Here is a 17,065-nt window from a genome sequence, read left to right as displayed (position 1 = left end):
CGCAGACGTGAGACCCGCACGGCGAACCGGTCATGCGGCCCCACGTGCCCCCCGCCGCCCCCCGCGCTCCCGCCGCTCCGGCCGCCCCCGCTGTCCCAACGGCTCCGGCCCGCACACCCCCCACGCCACGACCACCACCGCCGGCACCACCGCCCACCGGTCGTGCGCCGCCGACCACCGAGGATCCTCGGACGGTACGAACAGCGCCCAGTCGTCCGGCGCCAGCAGGGGCGCGAGGACGGCCGTGAGCAGCAGCGCCGCCACGACGGCCGGCCCCGGACGCGCCTCGTCCGTCAGCCGTACCGCCACCGCGGCACCGGCGAGCGCCAGGACGCCCAGCACCGCCGCCTCCAGCGTGATGTCACCGGCCGGGGGCCGGGACGACGAGGGCACGAGGAGCAGCACGGCCGCCCACCACAGCGCGGCGAGCGGTGCGACCAGGCCCACCCGCAGCGCCTGCCGCAGCGGACGCCGGGTCGGGACGGGCGTGGTGAGGTGCCGGGCCGGGTCGTCCAGCAGGAAGGCCAGGCCGAGGGCTCCGATCAGGGCGATGCCCCGCATGAGGACGAGCGTCTGCCAGGGGGCCGGCTCCGCGCCGGTGAGCCCCGGCGCGGCGGCGAGCAGCAGCCCGAGGGCCCCCGCCGCACCCAGGGCCCGCCACGGCAGCGTCCGCCACACCGGACCCACCAGGGCCGGCGTCACTCCTCGCACGAGTCCGCCTTCTCCGGCCCGGCCACGCCCAGCAGTTCGGCCGCCCGCGCGGTGGTGACGCCCGGCGCGGTCAGCTCGTCCCAGTGCGCCTTCACCCGGTCCCCGACACCGGGCCGCGGCTTCTCGAGCAGGCGCCGCACGACGTCCGTCTGCCCCTCCGTCATGGTCAACGGGTTGGTGGGCGACAGGACGATGGCGGAACCCTCCACGCTGTCGTCGAGACGGACCCGGCGCAGGGCGTTCATCGGGTCGTCCTGCCAGCTCAGGGAGAGCCACATGAGGGTCACCATCCGCCCGTCGCAGATCTCGCCCCCGGCCTCCTCCGTGCCCGCGACCAGCACGGCGGCGACGGCGCTGGAGAACTCCGGGACCCGGTTGCCGCCCCAGGCGGTGCCCACGGTCACCTGGTCCGGGGCGGTCAGCGCGGGGATCGCGGAGTCGGCCTCCAGCCCGTACCGGGCGTCGATCCGCTGCCGTACGACGATCCGCCGGTCGTGCGCGGAGCCGCCCGCGAGGGACTGGACCCGGTCCACGACGCCGGCCCAGGTACCGGCGCGGGGCACCCACTCGGGGAAGGCGCAGTACGTCGACCGTCCGCGCTCCACACACGTCTGCTCGGGACGTACCGAGGCACGCTCACGGGCCGCCGTCAGTTCCGGTGACGGCGCCACGCCCCGGGCCTGTAGCACACCGCCCGTCACCGCCAGCGCGAGGGACAGGGCGACGCCCGCCCGGACGGCGACGCTCCGCCCGCCGGCGAGGAGCACCGCGAGGAAGGCCGCGCACAGGGCCGCGCCCGTCAGGTACAGGGCGTGCCAGGCGGCGGGCCGGCCCAGCAGCTCGGAGGGGAAGCTGTTCGCGGTGCCCCCGGCGACGACCGGTGCCAGCCACGACGTACCGTCCGCGCCGCTCGGCCCCGTACCGAGCGCGAAGGCGAACAGCAGGAGGACCATCGTCAGCGGACCGGCGAGCGCCGACCGCACCACCCGGGCCAGCAGCACCCCGAGCGCTCCGAACAACAGGACCGTCAGCGGCCCGACGAGCAACTCGGCCGGCGAACCGTGCCCGACCGCACCCGGCTTGAACGCCTCCCAGGCGAACTGCCCGGCCACGCACGCCGCGGTGAGCAGGGCCGCCGGTACGACGGACAGCACGTGGGCCACCGTGCGGCGCCAGGGCTGGACGACCAGCACCGCGAAGTGCGCCTCGGTACCGTGGCGTTCGGAGCGCAGGGCGGCGAAGTTGGCGTACAGCAGGACGGCCAGGCCGACGAGCATCGGCATGCCCTGGGTGGCGCGGTCGGCGTCCTGAAGGGCCGGGTAGCCGTCCCAGGAGCTGCGGCCGCGCCACACGATCCAGGCGAGGTAGCCGAGGAAGGCAAGGACGACGGGAACGCTCGACAGCATCCGGCGCGTCTCGAACCGGGCCAGGGCGAGCACGGCGTGTACGCCACCGTCGCGCGCCCCGGTGTCCGCGACGGAAGGGTCCGTCACCAGCACGGCGCTCACGCGGCCACCTCCGGGACGGCGCCGTCGAGGGCGAGCAGGTAGCCGTCCTCCAACGTGGGTTCGACCAAGTCGGCTCCGGCGGGCGGATCACCGACGTTGCGGAAGGACCCGGTCCCCGTACGCCACCCGGCCTTCGCCCCCGCGTCCCGCTCCGTACTGCTCCACACGCGCCCGGCGGCCCGCGCGGTCAGCTCGGCCGGGGTGCCGTCGAACCGCACCGCCCCGGCGGCCAGGACGACCACCCGGTGGCAGAGCATCGCGACGTCCTCGGTCTGGTGGGTGGAGAGCAGCACGGTCCGCCCCTCCCCCGACCCGGCGATCAGCTCCCGGAACCGCATCCGCTGTTCCGGGTCGAGCCCGACGGTCGGCTCGTCGAGCACGAGGAACCCGGGATCACCGACCAGCGCGGCCGCGAGCGCGACCCGCTGCCGCATACCACCGGACAGCTTCTTGATCCTCTTCCCGCGCACGTCCCCCAGGTCCACCTCCTCCAGCACCCGTCGCACCTCGCGGTGCCGGGCGCCGCGGTCCGTCAGCTCCTTCAGGATCGCGACGTAGTCGACGAACTCGAAGGCGGTGAAGTCCGGGTGGAAGCCGGGCGTCTGCGGCAGGTACCCGAGCCGCCGCCGCACCTCCTGCCGCCCGCGCGCGGTCCCCGGATCGTGTCCGAGCACGGTGAAGGAGCCGCGGTCGGCGGGCACGGCGGTGGCGAGCACGCGCAGCAGCGTGGTCTTGCCGGCCCCGTTGGGCCCGAGCAGCCCGGTGACGCCCGGGGTCAGCCGCAGCGACACGTCGTCGAGGGCACGGGTGCGCCCGTAGTGGAGGCTGAGCCCCGAGGCGGAGACGGTGGCGGTCATACGGCACTCCCGTACAAGAACGAGCAACGGAACAAGAAGAGGGAAGGACTCACGCGGCACCCCGCGCGAAGACGTCGAACCGGTCGCGGAACAGGAACAGCAGCCCGGCCCCCAGGAGGGCCACGACCGCGGACACGCCCTGGCCGGCCGCGGTGAACGGCGCCAGCGGGCTGTCCTCGGCCGCCCGGGCCACGTCCGCGGCCAGCAGGACGGCCACCCAGGCCCCCGCGGCCACGGACGGCGCGAGCACGGGACCCAGCCGAGGCGTCAGCGCGAGGCCGGTCGTGGTGAGGGCGAGCCCGGGCAGCAGCCAGGCCAGGGCCCGCAGCCCGTACCCCGGCAGGGCGAGGGTCGCCAGGCCGTTGACGCCGAGCGCCACGACCAGCACGGCGACCGTGCGGATCATCAGCAGCCGGAAGCCGTGCACCGGTGAGACGACCGCCATCTCGTACGTCGGGTCCAGCGCGGGCCCGTAGGCGAGCGCCACCCCGGCCAGCGGCAGCAGCGACGCGAGGGCGAGGAACGGAGTGGGCGTGCCGGCGGCGCCGGCCGCAAGGGCGACGGCGCAGGTCATCAGCAGTACGGCGACGACCGCACCGAGCCACGAGCGGCGCAGTACGGGGGTGGCCGCGAGCAGCCGCGCGGTGCCGTCGGCGACGCCGCACCGCACCAGCAAGCCCTCGAACCGGCCCGGCCGGGGCGCGTCCAGCTCGGTGTCGAGCCGCTCCCACCCCAGGTCCAGGGCGGCGACGTCACTCACCTCGGCGAGGACGCCGCGACACTGCGCGCAGGCGGTCAGGTGCGCGTCGGCGGACCACAGCGCGGGGGCGGTCAACACCCCCTGGGCGTAGGCCCGCAGGTCGTCCTCGTCCACGTGCCAGGTGTCCCGGCGACTGTCTTCGCTTCTCATGCCAGCGCCTCCCGCAACTGCCGACGGGCCCGCATCGCCCGCGTCTTGACCGTGCCCGGCGGGATGCCGAGCAGGACGGCCGCCTCGCGGGTGGTCAGCCCGTCGACGACCGTGGCCTGGAGCACCGCGCGCAGCTCCGGCGAGAGCCGGACGAGCGCGCCGGCGAGGTCCCCGTGCTCGACACCGGCGAGCACCCGCTCCTCGGCGGACACCTCGTCCCGGTGCCGCAGCCGGGCCAGCGCCTGCCGCAGCCGTCCCCTCGCCCCGTCGCCGCGCAGCACGTCGATGAGCCGCCGCGACCCGATCCGCCACAGCCAGCCCGCCACGTCCCCGTCCTCCCGGTAGCGCGCGCTGCCCCGCCACACCGCGAGAAAGGTCTCCTGTACGACGTCGTCGACGACACCGGCGTCGGCGCAGCGGCTGCGCATGCGGGCGGTCAGCCAGGGGGCGTACCGGCGGTACAGCTCCTCGAAGGCGCGCCGGTCGCCGTCTTCCGCGACGGCCCGCAGCAACGCGCCGTCGCTCCTCGTTTCGCTCACATCTCCTCATCGCACGAGCCCGGCCAACCGGTTCACACGATCGCAGCCGGCCTTTTTTCGACCCGGGGTGGGTGCCCTTGGCTCGTGAGTACGGGCCCGGCGCGTACGGCGCACCCCACCCGCCGGAGGCCCCCCGCTATCCCACACGTCATGTCCTCGTAACCATCGATTCAGACAGCCTTGCGACCCTCACCGAATGAAGCCGACCGTGCCACCAGGAGCAGAGCATTCCGCGCCTTCCGACGCGCCTGTCCTGCGCGTGGCGCGGAAGAATGGGTTCATGAGGCAGCCGAACACCCAGGCAGAGGTCCAGCACACGCAGCCCTCCGTGGGCTCCATCGCCGCGCACCGCCCGCACACCGTTGCCGCCACGGTCTCCGACCTGGAACCCGACATCGACGCCGACCTCGACGGGTACGAGGAGTCGGAGGAGTCCCAGGCGGGCGGCGCCCAGCTCCCGCAGGGCCGCTTCCTGGACCGCGAACGCAGCTGGCTCGCGTTCAACGAGCGCGTGCTCGAGCTCGCCGAGGACCCGAACACCCCCCTGCTCGAGCGTGCCAACTTCCTCGCGATCTTCGCCAGCAACCTGGACGAGTTCTTCATGGTCCGCGTCGCCGGCCTCAAGCGCCGCATCGCGACCGGCGTCGCCACCCGCTCCGCCTCCGGCCTCCAGCCCCGCGAGGTCCTGGACATGATCTGGGCCCGCTCACGCGAGCTCATGGCCCGTCACGCCGCCTGCTTCCACGAGGACGTCGCCCCCGCCCTCGCCGAGGAGGGCATCCACCTGGTCCGCTGGAACGAACTCGCGGAGAAGGAGCAGGCCCGCCTCTTCACCCTCTTCCGGCACCAGATCTTCCCGGTCCTCACCCCCCTCGCGGTCGACCCGGCCCACCCCTTCCCGTACATCTCGGGCCTCTCCCTCAACCTCGCGGTCGTCGTCCGCAACCCCGTCACGGGCCACCGCCACTTCGCCCGCGTCAAGGTCCCCCCGCTGCTCTCCCGCTTCCTGGAGGCCGCCCCGGGCCGCTACGTCCCCATAGAGGACGTCATCGCCGCCCACCTCGAGGAACTCTTCCCCGGCATGGAGGTCCTGGAGCACCACGCCTTCCGCCTCACCCGCAACGAGGACCTCGAGGTCGAGGAGGACGACGCCGAGAACCTCCTCCAGGCCCTCGAGAAGGAACTCATGCGGCGCCGCTTCGGCCCGCCCGTCCGCCTCGAGGTCGAGGAGTCGATCGACCGCGAGGTCCTGGACCTCCTCGTGCGCGAACTCAAGATCGGCGAGGCCGAGGTCTACCCGCTCCCCGGCCCCCTCGACCTCACCGGCCTCTTCCGCATCCACAGCATCGACCGGCCGGAGCTGAAGTACCCGAAGTTCGTCGCCGGCACCCACCGCGAGCTGGCCGAGGTGGAATCCGCGTCGGCGCCGGACATCTTCGCGGCCCTCCGCAGCAGGGACGTCCTGCTCCACCACCCCTACGACTCCTTCTCCACCTCCGTGCAGGCCTTCCTGGAGCAGGCCGCCGCCGACCCGGACGTCCTCGCGATCAAGCAGACGCTGTACCGCACCTCGGGCGACTCCCCGATAGTCGACGCGCTCATCGACGCGGCCGAGTCCGGCAAGCAGGTCCTCGTCCTGGTCGAGATCAAGGCCCGCTTCGACGAGCACGCCAACATCAAGTGGGCCCGCAAACTGGAGGAGTCCGGCTGCCACGTCGTCTACGGCCTCGTCGGCCTGAAGACGCACTGCAAGCTGTCCCTCGTCGTCCGCCAGGAGGGCGAGACGCTGCGCCGCTACAGCCACGTCGGCACCGGCAACTACCACCCGAAGACGGCCCGCCTCTACGAGGACCTCGGCCTGCTCACCGCGGACCCGCAGGTCGGCGCGGACCTCTCCGACCTGTTCAACCGCCTCTCCGGCTACTCCCGCCGCGAGACCTACCGCCGCCTGCTCGTCGCGCCCAAGTCCCTGCGCGACGGCCTGGTCTCCCGTATCCACAAGGAGATCCAGCACCACCGCGCCGGGCGTCCCGCCTACATCCGCATCAAGGTCAACTCGATGGTCGACGAGGCCGTGGTCGACGCGTGCTACCGCGCGTCCCAGGCCGGTGTCCCGGTCGACGTGTGGGTGCGGGGCATCTGCGCGCTGCGCCCGGGTGTGACGGGCCTGTCGGAGAACATCCAGGTCCGTTCGATCCTCGGCCGCTTCCTCGAGCACTCGCGTGTCTTCGCCTTCGGCAACGGCGGCGAGCCCGAGGTGTGGTTCGGCAGCGCCGACATGATGCACCGCAATCTCGACCGCCGTATAGAGGCCCTGGTCCGGGTCACCGACCCGGCCCACCGGGCGGCCCTCAACCGGCTCCTCGAGACCGGCATGTCCGACGGCACCGCTTCCTGGCACCTCGGCCCGGACGGCGAGTGGACCCGGCACGCGACCGACGCGGACGGCCAACCCCTGCGCAACGTCCAGGAGATGCTCATAGACGCCCGGAGGCGCCGGCGTGGCACAGCAGCACCTTGAACCTACGGAATCCACGACCGCCACCGGGCCGCCGGTACCCGCGACCTCGGACACGGACGCCCTCGCGTCCTACCTGCGCGCCCAGGCCACGGAGTTCCTCCGCGCCCTGCGCCTGCACCGGGAAACGGGGGGCGGCGGGAGCGCGAGCGCGAACGGGGCCCACGGCCCGGACGCGGCGTCCCCGCCCGAGCGCCCCGTGGACGCGGCCCGCGCCCTGCGCCGGGCCGCCCGTCGGCTCAGCGGCACCCTGCACACGTACCAGCCGCTGCTGGACGCCGACTGGGCCGAGGCCATGCGCCCCGAACTGGCCTGGCTGTCCGGCACGCTGGCGCTGGAGCACGCGTACGCGTCCCGCCTGGAACGCCTGCTCCAGGCCCTGCACCGGCTGTCCGGTTCATCGGCGTTCCCGGACCGCCGGCCGACGGGCCGGACCGCCGCGACCGTCACCGGAACCACCACCGGACCCGCGACCGGAACCCCGGCCGTCACCGTACCGGCCGCCCACCGGCCGCCCCCGGACCGCGCCCACCTGACCGTGGGCGCGGCCAAGGCGGGTGCGCTGCTCGACCGCCAGCTGACCCTGGCCCGCACCCGGGCGCACTCCACCGCGCTCCAGGCGCTGGGCAGCAGCCGCTTCCACGCGGTCGCCGACAAGGTCGCCCTGCTGGCCAGCGATGTCCCCCTGAGGCCCACCGCCGGGATCACCGCCGGGCCGGCCCAGGGGCTCACCGCGCCCGGGTCCACGCCCACCACCGGCCTCCGGCTCCTGGCCGCCGCCGCGGAGGACCGCCTCACCGACGCCGTGGCCGCGCTCCCCCTCGTCACCGCGGGAAGCCCGTACAACGCCCAGGCACTGGTCCACGGCCTCTCCCCGGACCCGGCGCCCCATCCCCAGGACACCCAGTGGCACCAGGTACGCCTGCTGCTGCGCCTGCACCGGTACGCACTCGAAGTGCTGGCGGGAGGGGACGGCGCGGTCGCCGAGGACGTACGCCTGCTGGCCGCCGCCGAGGCCCTGGACCGCCACCGGGACGCCTCGGAAGCCGCCGCGGCCGCCGCCCAGGCGGCTCGCACGCCGCGCATCGCACCGGCGACGGCGTACGCGCTCGGTGTGCTCCACGCCGACCAGCGGCATGAGGTGGAGGCGGCGAGGTACGCGTTCCAGCACAGTTGGCGCAAGGAGCCCATCAGGCTGCCTTGAAAGGAGCCCCGAAGACCGGCCACCGGACCCACCGGACAGAAGGCGAGAGCGCACCCCGTGACCCCGGCCGAGGACATCACCGTCCACGCGGCCGGCTGCGTCCTGTGGCGCCGCGCCCCGCGCGCCCCCGGCCTGGAGCTCTGCCTCGTCCACCGGCCCAGGTACGACGACTGGTCACACCCCAAGGGCAAGCTGAGGCGCGGCGAGGACCCGCTCGCCGGCGCCCTGCGCGAGGTGGCCGAGGAGACGGGGTACGACGCCGTACCGGGCGCCGAGCTGCCCACGGCGCGCTACCTGGTGGACGGCCGTCCCAAGGAGGTCCGGTACTGGGCGGCGGCGGCCACCACCGGCGGTTTCACCCCCTCCGACGAGGTCGACCGCATCCTGTGGCTGCCGCCCGCGGCGGCCCGGGCCCGCCTCACCACGCCCGGGGACCGGGCCCTCGTCGACGCGCTGCTCGCCACGCATCCTGCCGGAACCACTCCGTGTCCTTGACGTGAGCGTTCCGTGACCTCACCGCACCGTCCACAGGGGTTCACCCCGCGTTCATTTCCGCCCATCGGCGGCTTCACCTGATCTGCCTAATTTCGGCCTTACCGATACGGGGCGCGTCCCGAGAACGCGTCCGTGTCACCCAGCCTTCATCGCAGTCACCGCAGTTCACCGTTGACCGCGGTTCATCGCAGTCCTCGCACGCCGCCGGTTCAGGACGGCGGCTCCTGGAAGGAACTCCCTCAAGTGAAGCTTCAGCGCAAGAACCGGCGGGCCCTTGCTCTCGGTGCTCTCGCCGTCTCCGGCGCCCTGGCCCTCACGGCGTGCGGCTCCGACGACACCGGCGGCAACAGCAACGGCGGTGACGCCAGCACCTCCGCCAACAGCGGCAACATCAAGTGCGAGGACGCCAAGGGCCAGCTCCAGGCCTCCGGCTCCTCCGCGCAGAAGAACGCGATCGACGCCTGGGTCAAGCAGTACGTCACCGCCTGCAAGGGCGTGCAGATCAACTACAACCCGACCGGCTCCGGGGCGGGCATCACCGCGTTCACGCAGGGCCAGACCGCCTTCGCCGGCTCGGACTCCGCGCTGAAGCCCGACGAGGTCGAGGCGTCGAAGAAGGTCTGCAAGGACGGCCAGGCCATCAACCTGCCGATGGTCGGCGGCCCGATCGCCGTGGGCTTCAACGTCCCGGGTGTCGACTCGCTCGTCCTGGACGCCCCGACGCTCTCCAAGATCTTCGACAGCAAGATCACCAACTGGAACGACGAGGCGATCGCGAAGCTCAACCCCGGCGCCAAGCTGCCCGACCTCAAGATCCAGGCCTTCCACCGCTCGGACGAGTCCGGCACCACGGACAACTTCACCAAGTACCTGAAGGCCGCCGCGCCCGCGGACTGGAAGTACGAGGGCGGCAAGTCCTGGCAGGCCAAGGGCGGCCAGTCCGCGCAGGGCTCCTCCGGCCTGGCCGCGCAGGTGAAGCAGACGTCCGGCGCCATCTCGTACTTCGAGCTGTCGTACGCCAAGGACGGCGTCAAGACCGTCGACATCAAGACCGAGGCCGCCCAGCCGGTCAAGGCCACCGTCGAGAACGCCACCGCGGCCATCGGCGCGGCCAAGGTCGTCGGCACCGGCAAGGACCTCGCCCTGGAGCTGGACTACACCCCGTCCGCCGACGGCGCGTACCCGCTCGTCCTCGTGACGTACGAGATCGCCTGTGACAAGGGCAACAAGGCGGACACCCTGCCCGCCACCAAGTCCTTCCTGAACTACATGGCCTCGGAGGACGGCCAGGGCCTGCTGGCGGACGCCGGCTACGCCCCGATGCCCACCGAGATCATCACCAAGGTCCGCGAGACCATCTCGGGCCTGAGCTGACCCGAGTGCGGTCCGGTCCCCCCACGGGGCCGGGCCGCACCGTCCGGTGCACCGCCGCCAGGAGCCCCCGACAGTCGGGCGGCTCCGCCCGAGCCGCCGCGTACGACGGCTCCGCAGACCGGAGAACCCGATGGACATAACCACCGACACGACCGACGCCCAGCAGCCGGCACTCTCCCCCACACCCCAGCGCCCCGGGGCCGAGCAGAAGCGGGCCGCGCGCGGCGCCACCCGCCCAGGCGACCGGATCTTCCTCGGGCTCTCCCGCGGGTCCGGCATCCTCGTGCTGGTCATCATGGCCGCCATCGCGGCCTTCCTCACCTACCGCGCCTACCTCGCCATCAGCGAGGACGAGGCGAACTTCTTCACCAGCTTCGAGTGGAACCCCACCGGCGTCCCGCCGAAGTTCGGCATCGCGGTCCTGGCCTTCGGCACCATCGTGTCGTCGATCATCGCCATGGCCATCGCGGTCCCGATCTCGGTCGGCATCGCCCTGTTCATCACGCACTACGCGCCGCGCAAGCTCGGCGGCCCCATCGCGTACGTGATCGACCTGCTCGCCGCCGTGCCCTCGATCGTCTACGGCCTGTGGGGCGCGCTCGTCCTCGTGCCGCACCTGGACGGGCTCTACGGCTGGCTGGACGAGTACTTCGGCTGGACCGGAATCCTGGAGTGGAACGGCGGCGCGGGGCGCTCGCTGTTCACCGTGGGCATCCTGCTCGCGATCATGATCCTGCCGATCATCACCAACGTCAGCCGCGAGGTCTTCCGGCAGGTCCCGCGCATGCACGAGGAGGCCGCCCTGGCCCTCGGCGCCACGCGCTGGGAAGTCATCCGGATGTCGGTGATCCCCTTCGGCCGCTCCGGCGTCATCTCCGCCTCGATGCTCGGCCTCGGCCGCGCGCTCGGCGAGACGATGGCCGTGGCCATGGTGCTCTCCCCGACCTTCGACATCACCGCCAGCCTGCTCGACCCGGGCGGCGGCACCTTCGCCCAGAACATCGCCAGCAAGTTCAACGAGGCCACGCCGATGGGCCGCGACGCCCTGATCGCCTCCGGTCTCGTCCTCTTCGTCATCACCCTGCTGGTCAACGGTGCGGCCCGCATGATCATCGCCCGCCGCAAGGAGTACTCGGGGGCCAACGCATGAGCAACGCAACCCTTACCCCCAAGAGCGCCGGCTCCCTGCGCGGCGCCACGCTGCCCAAGTGGTTCCCCTGGGCGGTCGCGGCCGGCTCGGTCGCCCTCGGCCTCGGCATCAGCGCCGCGGCCGGGCTGAACAGCAGCATCCAGTGGGCCCTGATCGCCGCGGTCCTCTTCGTCCTCGGCACCTTCGCCGTCTCGGCCCGCGTCGAGGGGAGGCGGCAGGCCAAGGACCGGGTGGCGACCAGCATGGTGTGGGTCGCGTTCCTGATGGCCCTGATCCCGCTGCTCTCCCTGCTGTGGGAGACCGTCAAGCAGGGCGTGAAAGTCCTCGACGGCTACTTCCTCACCCACTCGATGGGCGTGGTCGCCGACGACGAGGCCGGCGGCGGCATCTACCACGCCATCCTCGGCACCCTGGAGCAGGTCGGCCTCGCCACCCTGTTCTCCGTGCCGATCGGTGTACTCACCGCGATCTACCTGGTCGAGTACGGACGCGGCCGGCTCGCCAAGGCCGTCACCTTCTTCGTCGACGTCATGACGGGCATCCCGTCGATCGTCGCGGGTCTGTTCGTCCTCAGTCTGTGGGTGCTGATCCTGGACATGGGCCCGTCCGGCATCGCCGGCTCGTTCGCCCTGTGCATCCTGATGATCCCGGTCGTCGTCCGCTCCACCGAGGAGATGCTCAAGCTCGTCCCGAACGAACTGCGCGAGGCGTCGCTGGCGCTGGGCGTACCGAAGTGGCGCACGATCCTGAAGGTGGTCCTGCCGACGTCGATCGGCGGCATCATCACCGGCGTGATGCTGGCCGTCGCCCGCATCACCGGCGAGACGGCCCCCGTGCTGCTGCTGGTCTGGGGCACGGACTTCATCAACGCCAACCCGTTCCAGGACCCGCAGGAATCGCTGCCGATGTACATCTACCTGCAGTACAGCGCCGGCTCCGACGCGGCGTACGACCGTGCCTGGGCGGCGGCCCTGACGCTCATCGCGTTCATCATGATCCTCAACCTCGTGGCCCGCGGCGTCGCCCGCTGGAAGGCCCCGAAGACCGGTCGCTGACGCGGCCAGCGGTAACAGTCAGCGACTCGGACTCGAAAGAAGCAGTGATTCCCATGGCCAAGCGCATAGATGTCAGCGGCCTCAACGCCTACTACGGCTCCTTCCTGGCCATCGAGGACATCTCGATGACCGTCGAACCCCGCTCCGTGACGGCTTTCATCGGCCCCTCCGGCTGCGGCAAGTCCACCTTCCTGCGCACGCTCAACCGCATGCACGAGGTCACGCCGGGCGGCCGCGTCGACGGCAAGGTCATGCTCGACGACGAGAACCTCTACGGCCCCGGCATCGACCCGGTGGCCGTGCGCCGCGAGGTCGGCATGGTCTTCCAGCGCCCGAACCCGTTCCCGACGATGTCGGTCTACGACAACGTGGCGGCGGGCCTGCGCCTCAACGGCAAGTACAAGAAGTCCCAGCTGGACGACATCGTCGAGAAGTCCCTCAAGGGCGCGAACCTCTGGAACGAGGTCAAGGACCGCCTGAACAAGCCGGGCTCCGGCCTCTCCGGCGGCCAGCAGCAGCGCCTGTGCATCGCGCGGGCGATCGCCGTCGAGCCGAACGTCCTGCTCATGGACGAGCCCTGCTCCGCCCTGGACCCGATCTCCACCCTCGCCATCGAGGACCTGATCGGCGAGCTGAAGGAGCGCTTCACGATCGTCATCGTGACGCACAACATGCAGCAGGCGGCGCGCGTCTCCGACCGTACGGCGTTCTTCAACCTGGCGGCGGTCGGCCAGCCCGGCAAGCTGATCGAGATCGACGAGACGGAGCGCATCTTCTCCAACCCGTCGGTCCAGGCCACGGAGGACTACATCTCGGGCCGCTTCGGCTAGGCCCGAACCCGATCCCCTCGCGGTGCTGCATGGCGGTGCCACCGCGAGGCGCACAAGGGCCCGCCCCCGAAACAGGGGGCGGGCCCATACGCTTCAGCTGCGGGCAGTCGTGCCTCCCCCAGTGCCTGAACGGCCTGGGAGGTGTACCCCCAGGGCGGCACGGGGGGGCCGTGGGGGAGGCGCCGCCCCGCCGGCGCCGGGCTGCGCACCCACTCCCGCCCAGCACAGACGCCGGTCAGCCCTCTACAGAACCACCAGATCCACCAGCCAGTAGCAACACGCGGCCACCACCGCCGCGGCCGGCATCGTGATGAACCACCCCATGATGATGTTCTTCGCGACCCCCCACCGCACGGCGTTCACCCGCTTCGTGGCCCCCACACCCATGATCGCCGACGTGATCACATGCGTCGTCGAGATCGGCGCGTGGAACAGGAACGCCGACCCGAACATGATCGACGCCCCCGTCGTCTCCGCGGCGAACCCCTGCGGCGGATCGAGTTCGATGATCTTCCGCCCCAGCGTCCGCATGATCCGCCAGCCACCCGCGTACGTGCCCAGCGACAGCATCAGCGCACAGGCGATCTTCACCCACACCGGAATGGGATCGCCGTAGTCCTCGACATCGGCGATGACCAGCGCCATCACCACGATGCCCATCGTCTTCTGCGCGTCCTGCAGACCGTGTCCCAGCGCCATACCCGCCGCCGACACCGTCTGCGCGATGCGGAAGCCCCGCTTCGCCTTGTGCGGGTTGGCCCGCCGGAACATCCACATGATCGCCGTCATGACGAGGTAACCGGCGACCAGACCGATCACCGGCGACACGAACATGGGGATCACGACCTTGTCGACGACCCCGTGCCAGTACACGGTCGTACTGCCGGCCAGCGCCGCCCCCACCATGCCGCCGAACAGCGCGTGCGAGGAGGACGAGGGCAGGCCGAAGTACCAGGTGATGAGGTTCCAGACGATGGCGCCCACGAGCGCCGCGAAGAGGATCCCCATCCCCTTCGAGCCCTCGGGCGTCTCGATCAGCCCCTCGCTGACGGTCTTGGCGACCCCGGAACCGAGGAACGCGCCGGCGAGGTTCATGACCGCGGCCATCGCGAGCGCCGCCCGCGGCGTCAGCGCACGCGTCGACACGGACGTCGCGATCGCGTTGGCCGAGTCGTGGAAACCGTTGGTGTACGTGAAGAAGAGCGCGACCCCGATGGTCACGACCAGAGCAAAGGTGTCCATGAAACGTTCAGGACTCCTTGACGGCGATGGTCTCCACCGTGTTCGCCACGTGCTCGAACGCGTCGGCCGCTTCCTCCAGCACGTCCACGATCTGCTTGAGCTTGAGGACCTCGATGGCGTCATACTTGCCGTTGAAGAGGTGCGCCAGCAGCTTGCGGTGGATCTGGTCGGCCTGGTTCTCCAGCCGGTTGACCTCGATCCAGTACTCGGTGAGGTTGTCCATGGTCCGCAGGCTCGGCATCGCCTCGGCGGTCAGCTCGGCGGCCCGCGCCAGCACCTCGATCTGCTGCTCGACACCCTTGGGCAGTTCCTCGACGTTGTAGAGGACGACCAGGTCGACGGCCTCCTCCATGAAGTCCATGATGTCGTCGAGGGAGGAGGCGAGGGAGTAGATGTCCTCGCGGTCGAACGGCGTGATGAACGAGGAGTTCAACTGGTGGAAGATCGCGTGCGTGGCGTCGTCACCCGCGTGTTCGGCGGCCCGCATACGCTCTGCGATCTCGGCCCGGGCGGATGCGTCCGCCCCGAGCAGTTCCATCAGGAGCTTGGAGCCCGTGACGATGTTGTCCGCGGAGGCGGCGAACATGTCGTAGAAGCTCGTCTCCCTGGGGGTCAGACGAAAGCGCACGTGGGGTCCTCGGGGTGCATCGGTTTCGGTCAGGCTGATGCTAGGCGCATCATCCGGCCACGGCTAACGGGCCGTCCTCCAGTGTCGCCCATCGGGCACAGTGATGAGCAGGGGGGCGAACCGGGGGATCTCGCCGGACCCGGCAAGGTCCTCCCTACCCCGCAAAGTTCGGTACGATATACCCACCAGGGGTATATGCCGGCTATCTGTCCAACAGGAGGACGCGATGACGACCACTGAGGCCCGCGCAGGTGCGCCCTCCGCCACCGCCGACGCGGTGGAGACGGACGGCACCGACGTGGTGACGGACCACTGCGCCGCGCCCGTGACCGATCACGACCGCGGAGTGCACGGGTACCACAAACAGAAGGACGAGCACCTCAAGCGCCTGCGCCGCATCGAGGGCCAGATCCGCGGCCTGCAGCGGATGGTCGACGAGGACGTCTACTGCATCGACATACTCACCCAGGTCTCCGCCTCCACGAAGGCCCTGCAGTCCTTCGCCCTGCAACTCCTGGAGGAGCACCTGCGCCACTGCGTCGCCGACGCCGCCGTGAAGGGCGGTGCCGAGATCGACGCGAAGGTGGAGGAGGCGACGAAGGCGATCGGGCGGCTCCTGCGCACGTGACCGCGCGTCCCGACTGCCAGGTTCCGGCCCAGCCGGGGCCTGGCACCGGTAGGACCTGGCACCGCCGGCTAGGGCTTGGCCTGGTGACCGGCGGCGCCGCGCGCTTGCTCCTCCGCCACCCGCAGCACCTCGTCGATGCTCTCCAGACTGAGCCGCTCCCGGGCGGCCGACGCCGCGATGATCAGCTCCCCGCACAGCTCGATCTCGGCGAGGGCCACGTGGTCCTGAACCGCCGTACCACCGCCCGGAGCCACGCGCGTCACCTCGTCTCTGCCGTCACCGGCTTCCTAGAGTAGGGAGCGGCCTACACACCGCGCATGGCACGGAAGGGCTAGTTCTTGCCGCCCGCCCCGTCACCCGCCCCGTCGCCCGCCCCGTCGCCCGCCCCGTCGCCCCGCTGCTCCGCGATCCTGCCGGTGTAGATGTCCACGTCCTCGGGCAGCCGTACGCGGACGGCGGCGCCGAAGTCGTAGAGCAGTGTCGTCGAAGCGACGGCGACGGTGCCCTCGTCCCGCCCGTTGGCGAAGCTGAAGCGGTGCCGGAGCTTGCGGATGCGGCCGTCGTCGTCGAGGTAGGCGTCGAAGGGCACCTCGGCGGTGGCGAATCCCTCGGCCGCCGCGGCCAGCGCCTGCCGGTTGCCGTCCGAGGCGTCGCGCGCCGCCCGCGCGAGATCGGCGGTCCCCCGGTAGTGCCGCACCGGGGTGCCCGCGACCTCCGTGCGCCCCAGGTACGTCGCCGTCCGCGTCCCCCGCAGCACCTCGGCGGCGGCGAAGGGGTCCGTCGCCCCGCCGGTCACCAGGTTCCCGTCGGACAGCGAGGCGGTCTCCACCCGCACCCACTTGTCGGCGGGCACACCGGCGCCCCGGTTCTTCATGAACAGCGCACCCGGCGTGAGCAGCTCGGTGATCGGCCGATGACCGCTCGTCCCCGCGGGATCCTGCGGCAGACGCACCTTCAGCCGGCCGGACCGTCCCTCGAAGTCGTACACGCCCTCGCCCCGGATGGTCACCCGCGTCCCGCCGCTGGCCATCTCCATCGCCGTACACGCCTTGGCGCTTCCGGCGGCCACGAGCCGGTCGGCGGCCCCGTGCAGCACGGCGACCGGATCACCGGCGCCGGATCCCTCGACGGCGGCCCCCGGTCCCGAGCACGCACCGGCCGCCAGACACACGCAGACCACGCCTCCGCTGACGGCAAGACCCCCGACGGACCTCCTGCCCCGCCGCTCCCTCTCCCGCCCGACCATCGCCACCTACCCCAGCCGTCACGCCCGTTCCGGGCCCCCTGCCGTCCGGGCTAACGAGGAGCAGGCGACCCCGGTAACGTGGTGCCGTGGCGCAGCAGAGCGATCTTGAAGCTCCCCGGGACGTTCCGGAACACCGCACGACGACGGTCGAACAGGGCCCCTTCTGCCTG

17 protein-coding genes are annotated in these 17,065 nt (G+C 71.8%); 8 read left to right on the top strand and 9 right to left on the bottom strand.

Annotation, left to right across the window (positions count from 1 at the left end; genetic code table 11):
* Positions 1-30 precede the first annotated feature (30 nt).
* From RM812_RS27215 to RM812_RS27195, 5 genes are read right to left on the bottom strand one after another with little or no spacing between them, the layout of a single operon-like run.
* Positions 31-711, bottom strand: a complete 681-nt coding sequence (locus RM812_RS27215; protein ID WP_311577408.1) for an ABC transporter — start codon at positions 709-711, stop codon at positions 31-33.
* Positions 699-2,219 carry an ABC transporter permease gene (locus RM812_RS27210; RefSeq protein WP_311577406.1) on the bottom strand — a complete coding sequence of 507 codons (1,521 nt, stop codon included), beginning with the start codon at positions 2,217-2,219 and terminating at the stop codon, positions 699-701. Before RM812_RS27210 ends, RM812_RS27215 begins: the two co-directional genes overlap by 13 nt.
* Complete coding sequence (locus RM812_RS27205) at positions 2,216-3,076, bottom strand: ABC transporter ATP-binding protein (protein ID WP_311577403.1); 861 nt, start codon at positions 3,074-3,076, stop codon at positions 2,216-2,218. The genes RM812_RS27210 and RM812_RS27205 overlap by 4 nt, the downstream gene beginning before the upstream one ends.
* 49 nt (positions 3,077-3,125) lie before the next feature.
* Complete coding sequence (locus RM812_RS27200) at positions 3,126-3,986, bottom strand: zf-HC2 domain-containing protein (protein WP_311577400.1); 861 nt, start codon at positions 3,984-3,986, stop codon at positions 3,126-3,128.
* Positions 3,983-4,525: an RNA polymerase sigma factor gene (locus RM812_RS27195; protein ID WP_311577398.1), complete on the bottom strand. Its 543-nt coding sequence runs from the start codon at positions 4,523-4,525 to the stop codon at positions 3,983-3,985. The genes RM812_RS27200 and RM812_RS27195 overlap by 4 nt, the downstream gene beginning before the upstream one ends.
* A 280-nt stretch (positions 4,526-4,805) precedes the next feature.
* Between RM812_RS27195 and RM812_RS27190 the strand changes: the two genes are divergently transcribed.
* From RM812_RS27190 to pstB, 7 genes are all read left to right on the top strand, one after another.
* Positions 4,806-7,046 carry an RNA degradosome polyphosphate kinase gene (locus RM812_RS27190; protein ID WP_311577395.1) on the top strand — a complete coding sequence of 747 codons (2,241 nt, stop codon included), beginning with the start codon at positions 4,806-4,808 and terminating at the stop codon, positions 7,044-7,046.
* Positions 7,027-8,247 carry a CHAD domain-containing protein gene (locus RM812_RS27185; protein ID WP_311577392.1) on the top strand — a complete coding sequence of 407 codons (1,221 nt, stop codon included), beginning with the start codon at positions 7,027-7,029 and terminating at the stop codon, positions 8,245-8,247. Before RM812_RS27190 ends, RM812_RS27185 begins: the two co-directional genes overlap by 20 nt.
* A 57-nt stretch (positions 8,248-8,304) precedes the next feature.
* Positions 8,305-8,742, top strand: a complete 438-nt coding sequence (locus RM812_RS27180; RefSeq protein WP_311577389.1) for an NUDIX hydrolase — start codon at positions 8,305-8,307, stop codon at positions 8,740-8,742.
* 243 nt (positions 8,743-8,985) lie between these two features.
* Positions 8,986-10,116 carry a phosphate ABC transporter substrate-binding protein PstS gene (pstS, locus tag RM812_RS27175; RefSeq protein WP_311577386.1) on the top strand — a complete coding sequence of 377 codons (1,131 nt, stop codon included), beginning with the start codon at positions 8,986-8,988 and terminating at the stop codon, positions 10,114-10,116.
* A 130-nt stretch (positions 10,117-10,246) separates the two neighbouring features.
* The gene (gene pstC / locus RM812_RS27170) at positions 10,247-11,266 is read left to right on the top strand and encodes a phosphate ABC transporter permease subunit PstC (RefSeq protein ID WP_311577383.1); all 1,020 of its coding nucleotides are present in this window, start codon (positions 10,247-10,249) and stop codon (positions 11,264-11,266) included.
* Positions 11,263-12,321 (top strand): phosphate ABC transporter permease PstA, encoded by a 1,059-nt coding sequence (pstA, locus tag RM812_RS27165; RefSeq protein WP_311577380.1) that lies wholly within the window; start codon positions 11,263-11,265, stop codon positions 12,319-12,321. The genes pstC and pstA overlap by 4 nt, the downstream gene beginning before the upstream one ends.
* Positions 12,322-12,374: 53 nt before the next feature.
* Positions 12,375-13,151, top strand: a complete 777-nt coding sequence (pstB, locus tag RM812_RS27160) for a phosphate ABC transporter ATP-binding protein PstB (protein ID WP_311577377.1) — start codon at positions 12,375-12,377, stop codon at positions 13,149-13,151.
* A 243-nt stretch (positions 13,152-13,394) separates the two neighbouring features.
* Here pstB and pitH read toward each other — a convergent pair whose 3' ends face one another.
* Both pitH and RM812_RS27150 read right to left on the bottom strand, forming a co-directional pair.
* A complete protein-coding gene (gene pitH, locus RM812_RS27155) occupies positions 13,395-14,393 on the bottom strand; it encodes a low-affinity phosphate transporter PitH (protein ID WP_311577372.1) in 999 nt (332 codons plus the stop codon).
* A gap of 7 nt (positions 14,394-14,400) precedes the next feature.
* The gene (locus tag RM812_RS27150) at positions 14,401-15,021 is read right to left on the bottom strand and encodes a DUF47 domain-containing protein (protein WP_132852521.1); all 621 of its coding nucleotides are present in this window, start codon (positions 15,019-15,021) and stop codon (positions 14,401-14,403) included.
* 226 nt (positions 15,022-15,247) lie between these two features.
* Here RM812_RS27150 and RM812_RS27145 point away from each other — a divergent pair, with 226 nt between their 5' ends.
* Complete coding sequence (locus RM812_RS27145) at positions 15,248-15,649, top strand: metal-sensitive transcriptional regulator (protein WP_311577365.1); 402 nt, start codon at positions 15,248-15,250, stop codon at positions 15,647-15,649.
* 68 nt (positions 15,650-15,717) lie between these two features.
* Here RM812_RS27145 and RM812_RS27140 read toward each other — a convergent pair whose 3' ends face one another.
* The gene (locus tag RM812_RS27140; RefSeq protein ID WP_311577362.1) at positions 15,718-15,912 is read right to left on the bottom strand and encodes a hypothetical protein; all 195 of its coding nucleotides are present in this window, start codon (positions 15,910-15,912) and stop codon (positions 15,718-15,720) included.
* A 68-nt stretch (positions 15,913-15,980) separates the two neighbouring features.
* Positions 15,981-16,895: a hypothetical protein gene (locus tag RM812_RS27135; RefSeq protein WP_311577360.1), complete on the bottom strand. Its 915-nt coding sequence runs from the start codon at positions 16,893-16,895 to the stop codon at positions 15,981-15,983.
* Positions 16,896-17,065: the final 170 nt, after the last annotated feature.

Origin of the sequence: Streptomyces lancefieldiae, from assembly GCF_031845825.1 — a bacterium.
Classification (GTDB): Bacteria; Actinomycetota; Actinomycetes; order Streptomycetales; family Streptomycetaceae; genus Streptomyces; species Streptomyces lancefieldiae.
The sequence above is the reverse complement of the archived record's forward strand: the minus strand, read 5'-3'. Positions and strand labels throughout refer to the sequence as shown.

What these genes read in the sequence shown, in the direction of transcription:
- RM812_RS27205 (WP_311577403.1), bottom strand. Translation starts at nt 3,076, where the DNA reads ATGACCGCCACCGTCTCCGCCTCGGGGCTCAGCCTCCACTACGGGCGC.
- RM812_RS27200 (WP_311577400.1), bottom strand. Translation starts at nt 3,986, where the DNA reads ATGAGAAGCGAAGACAGTCGCCGGGACACCTGGCACGTGGACGAGGAC.
- RM812_RS27190 (WP_311577395.1), top strand. Translation starts at nt 4,806, where the DNA reads ATGAGGCAGCCGAACACCCAGGCAGAGGTCCAGCACACGCAGCCCTCC.
- pstC (WP_311577383.1), top strand. Translation starts at nt 10,247, where the DNA reads ATGGACATAACCACCGACACGACCGACGCCCAGCAGCCGGCACTCTCC.
- pstA (WP_311577380.1), top strand. Translation starts at nt 11,263, where the DNA reads ATGAGCAACGCAACCCTTACCCCCAAGAGCGCCGGCTCCCTGCGCGGC.
- pstB (WP_311577377.1), top strand. Translation starts at nt 12,375, where the DNA reads ATGGCCAAGCGCATAGATGTCAGCGGCCTCAACGCCTACTACGGCTCC.
- pitH (WP_311577372.1), bottom strand. Translation starts at nt 14,393, where the DNA reads ATGGACACCTTTGCTCTGGTCGTGACCATCGGGGTCGCGCTCTTCTTC.
- RM812_RS27145 (WP_311577365.1), top strand. Translation starts at nt 15,248, where the DNA reads ATGACGACCACTGAGGCCCGCGCAGGTGCGCCCTCCGCCACCGCCGAC.
- RM812_RS27135 (WP_311577360.1), bottom strand. Translation starts at nt 16,895, where the DNA reads ATGGTCGGGCGGGAGAGGGAGCGGCGGGGCAGGAGGTCCGTCGGGGGT.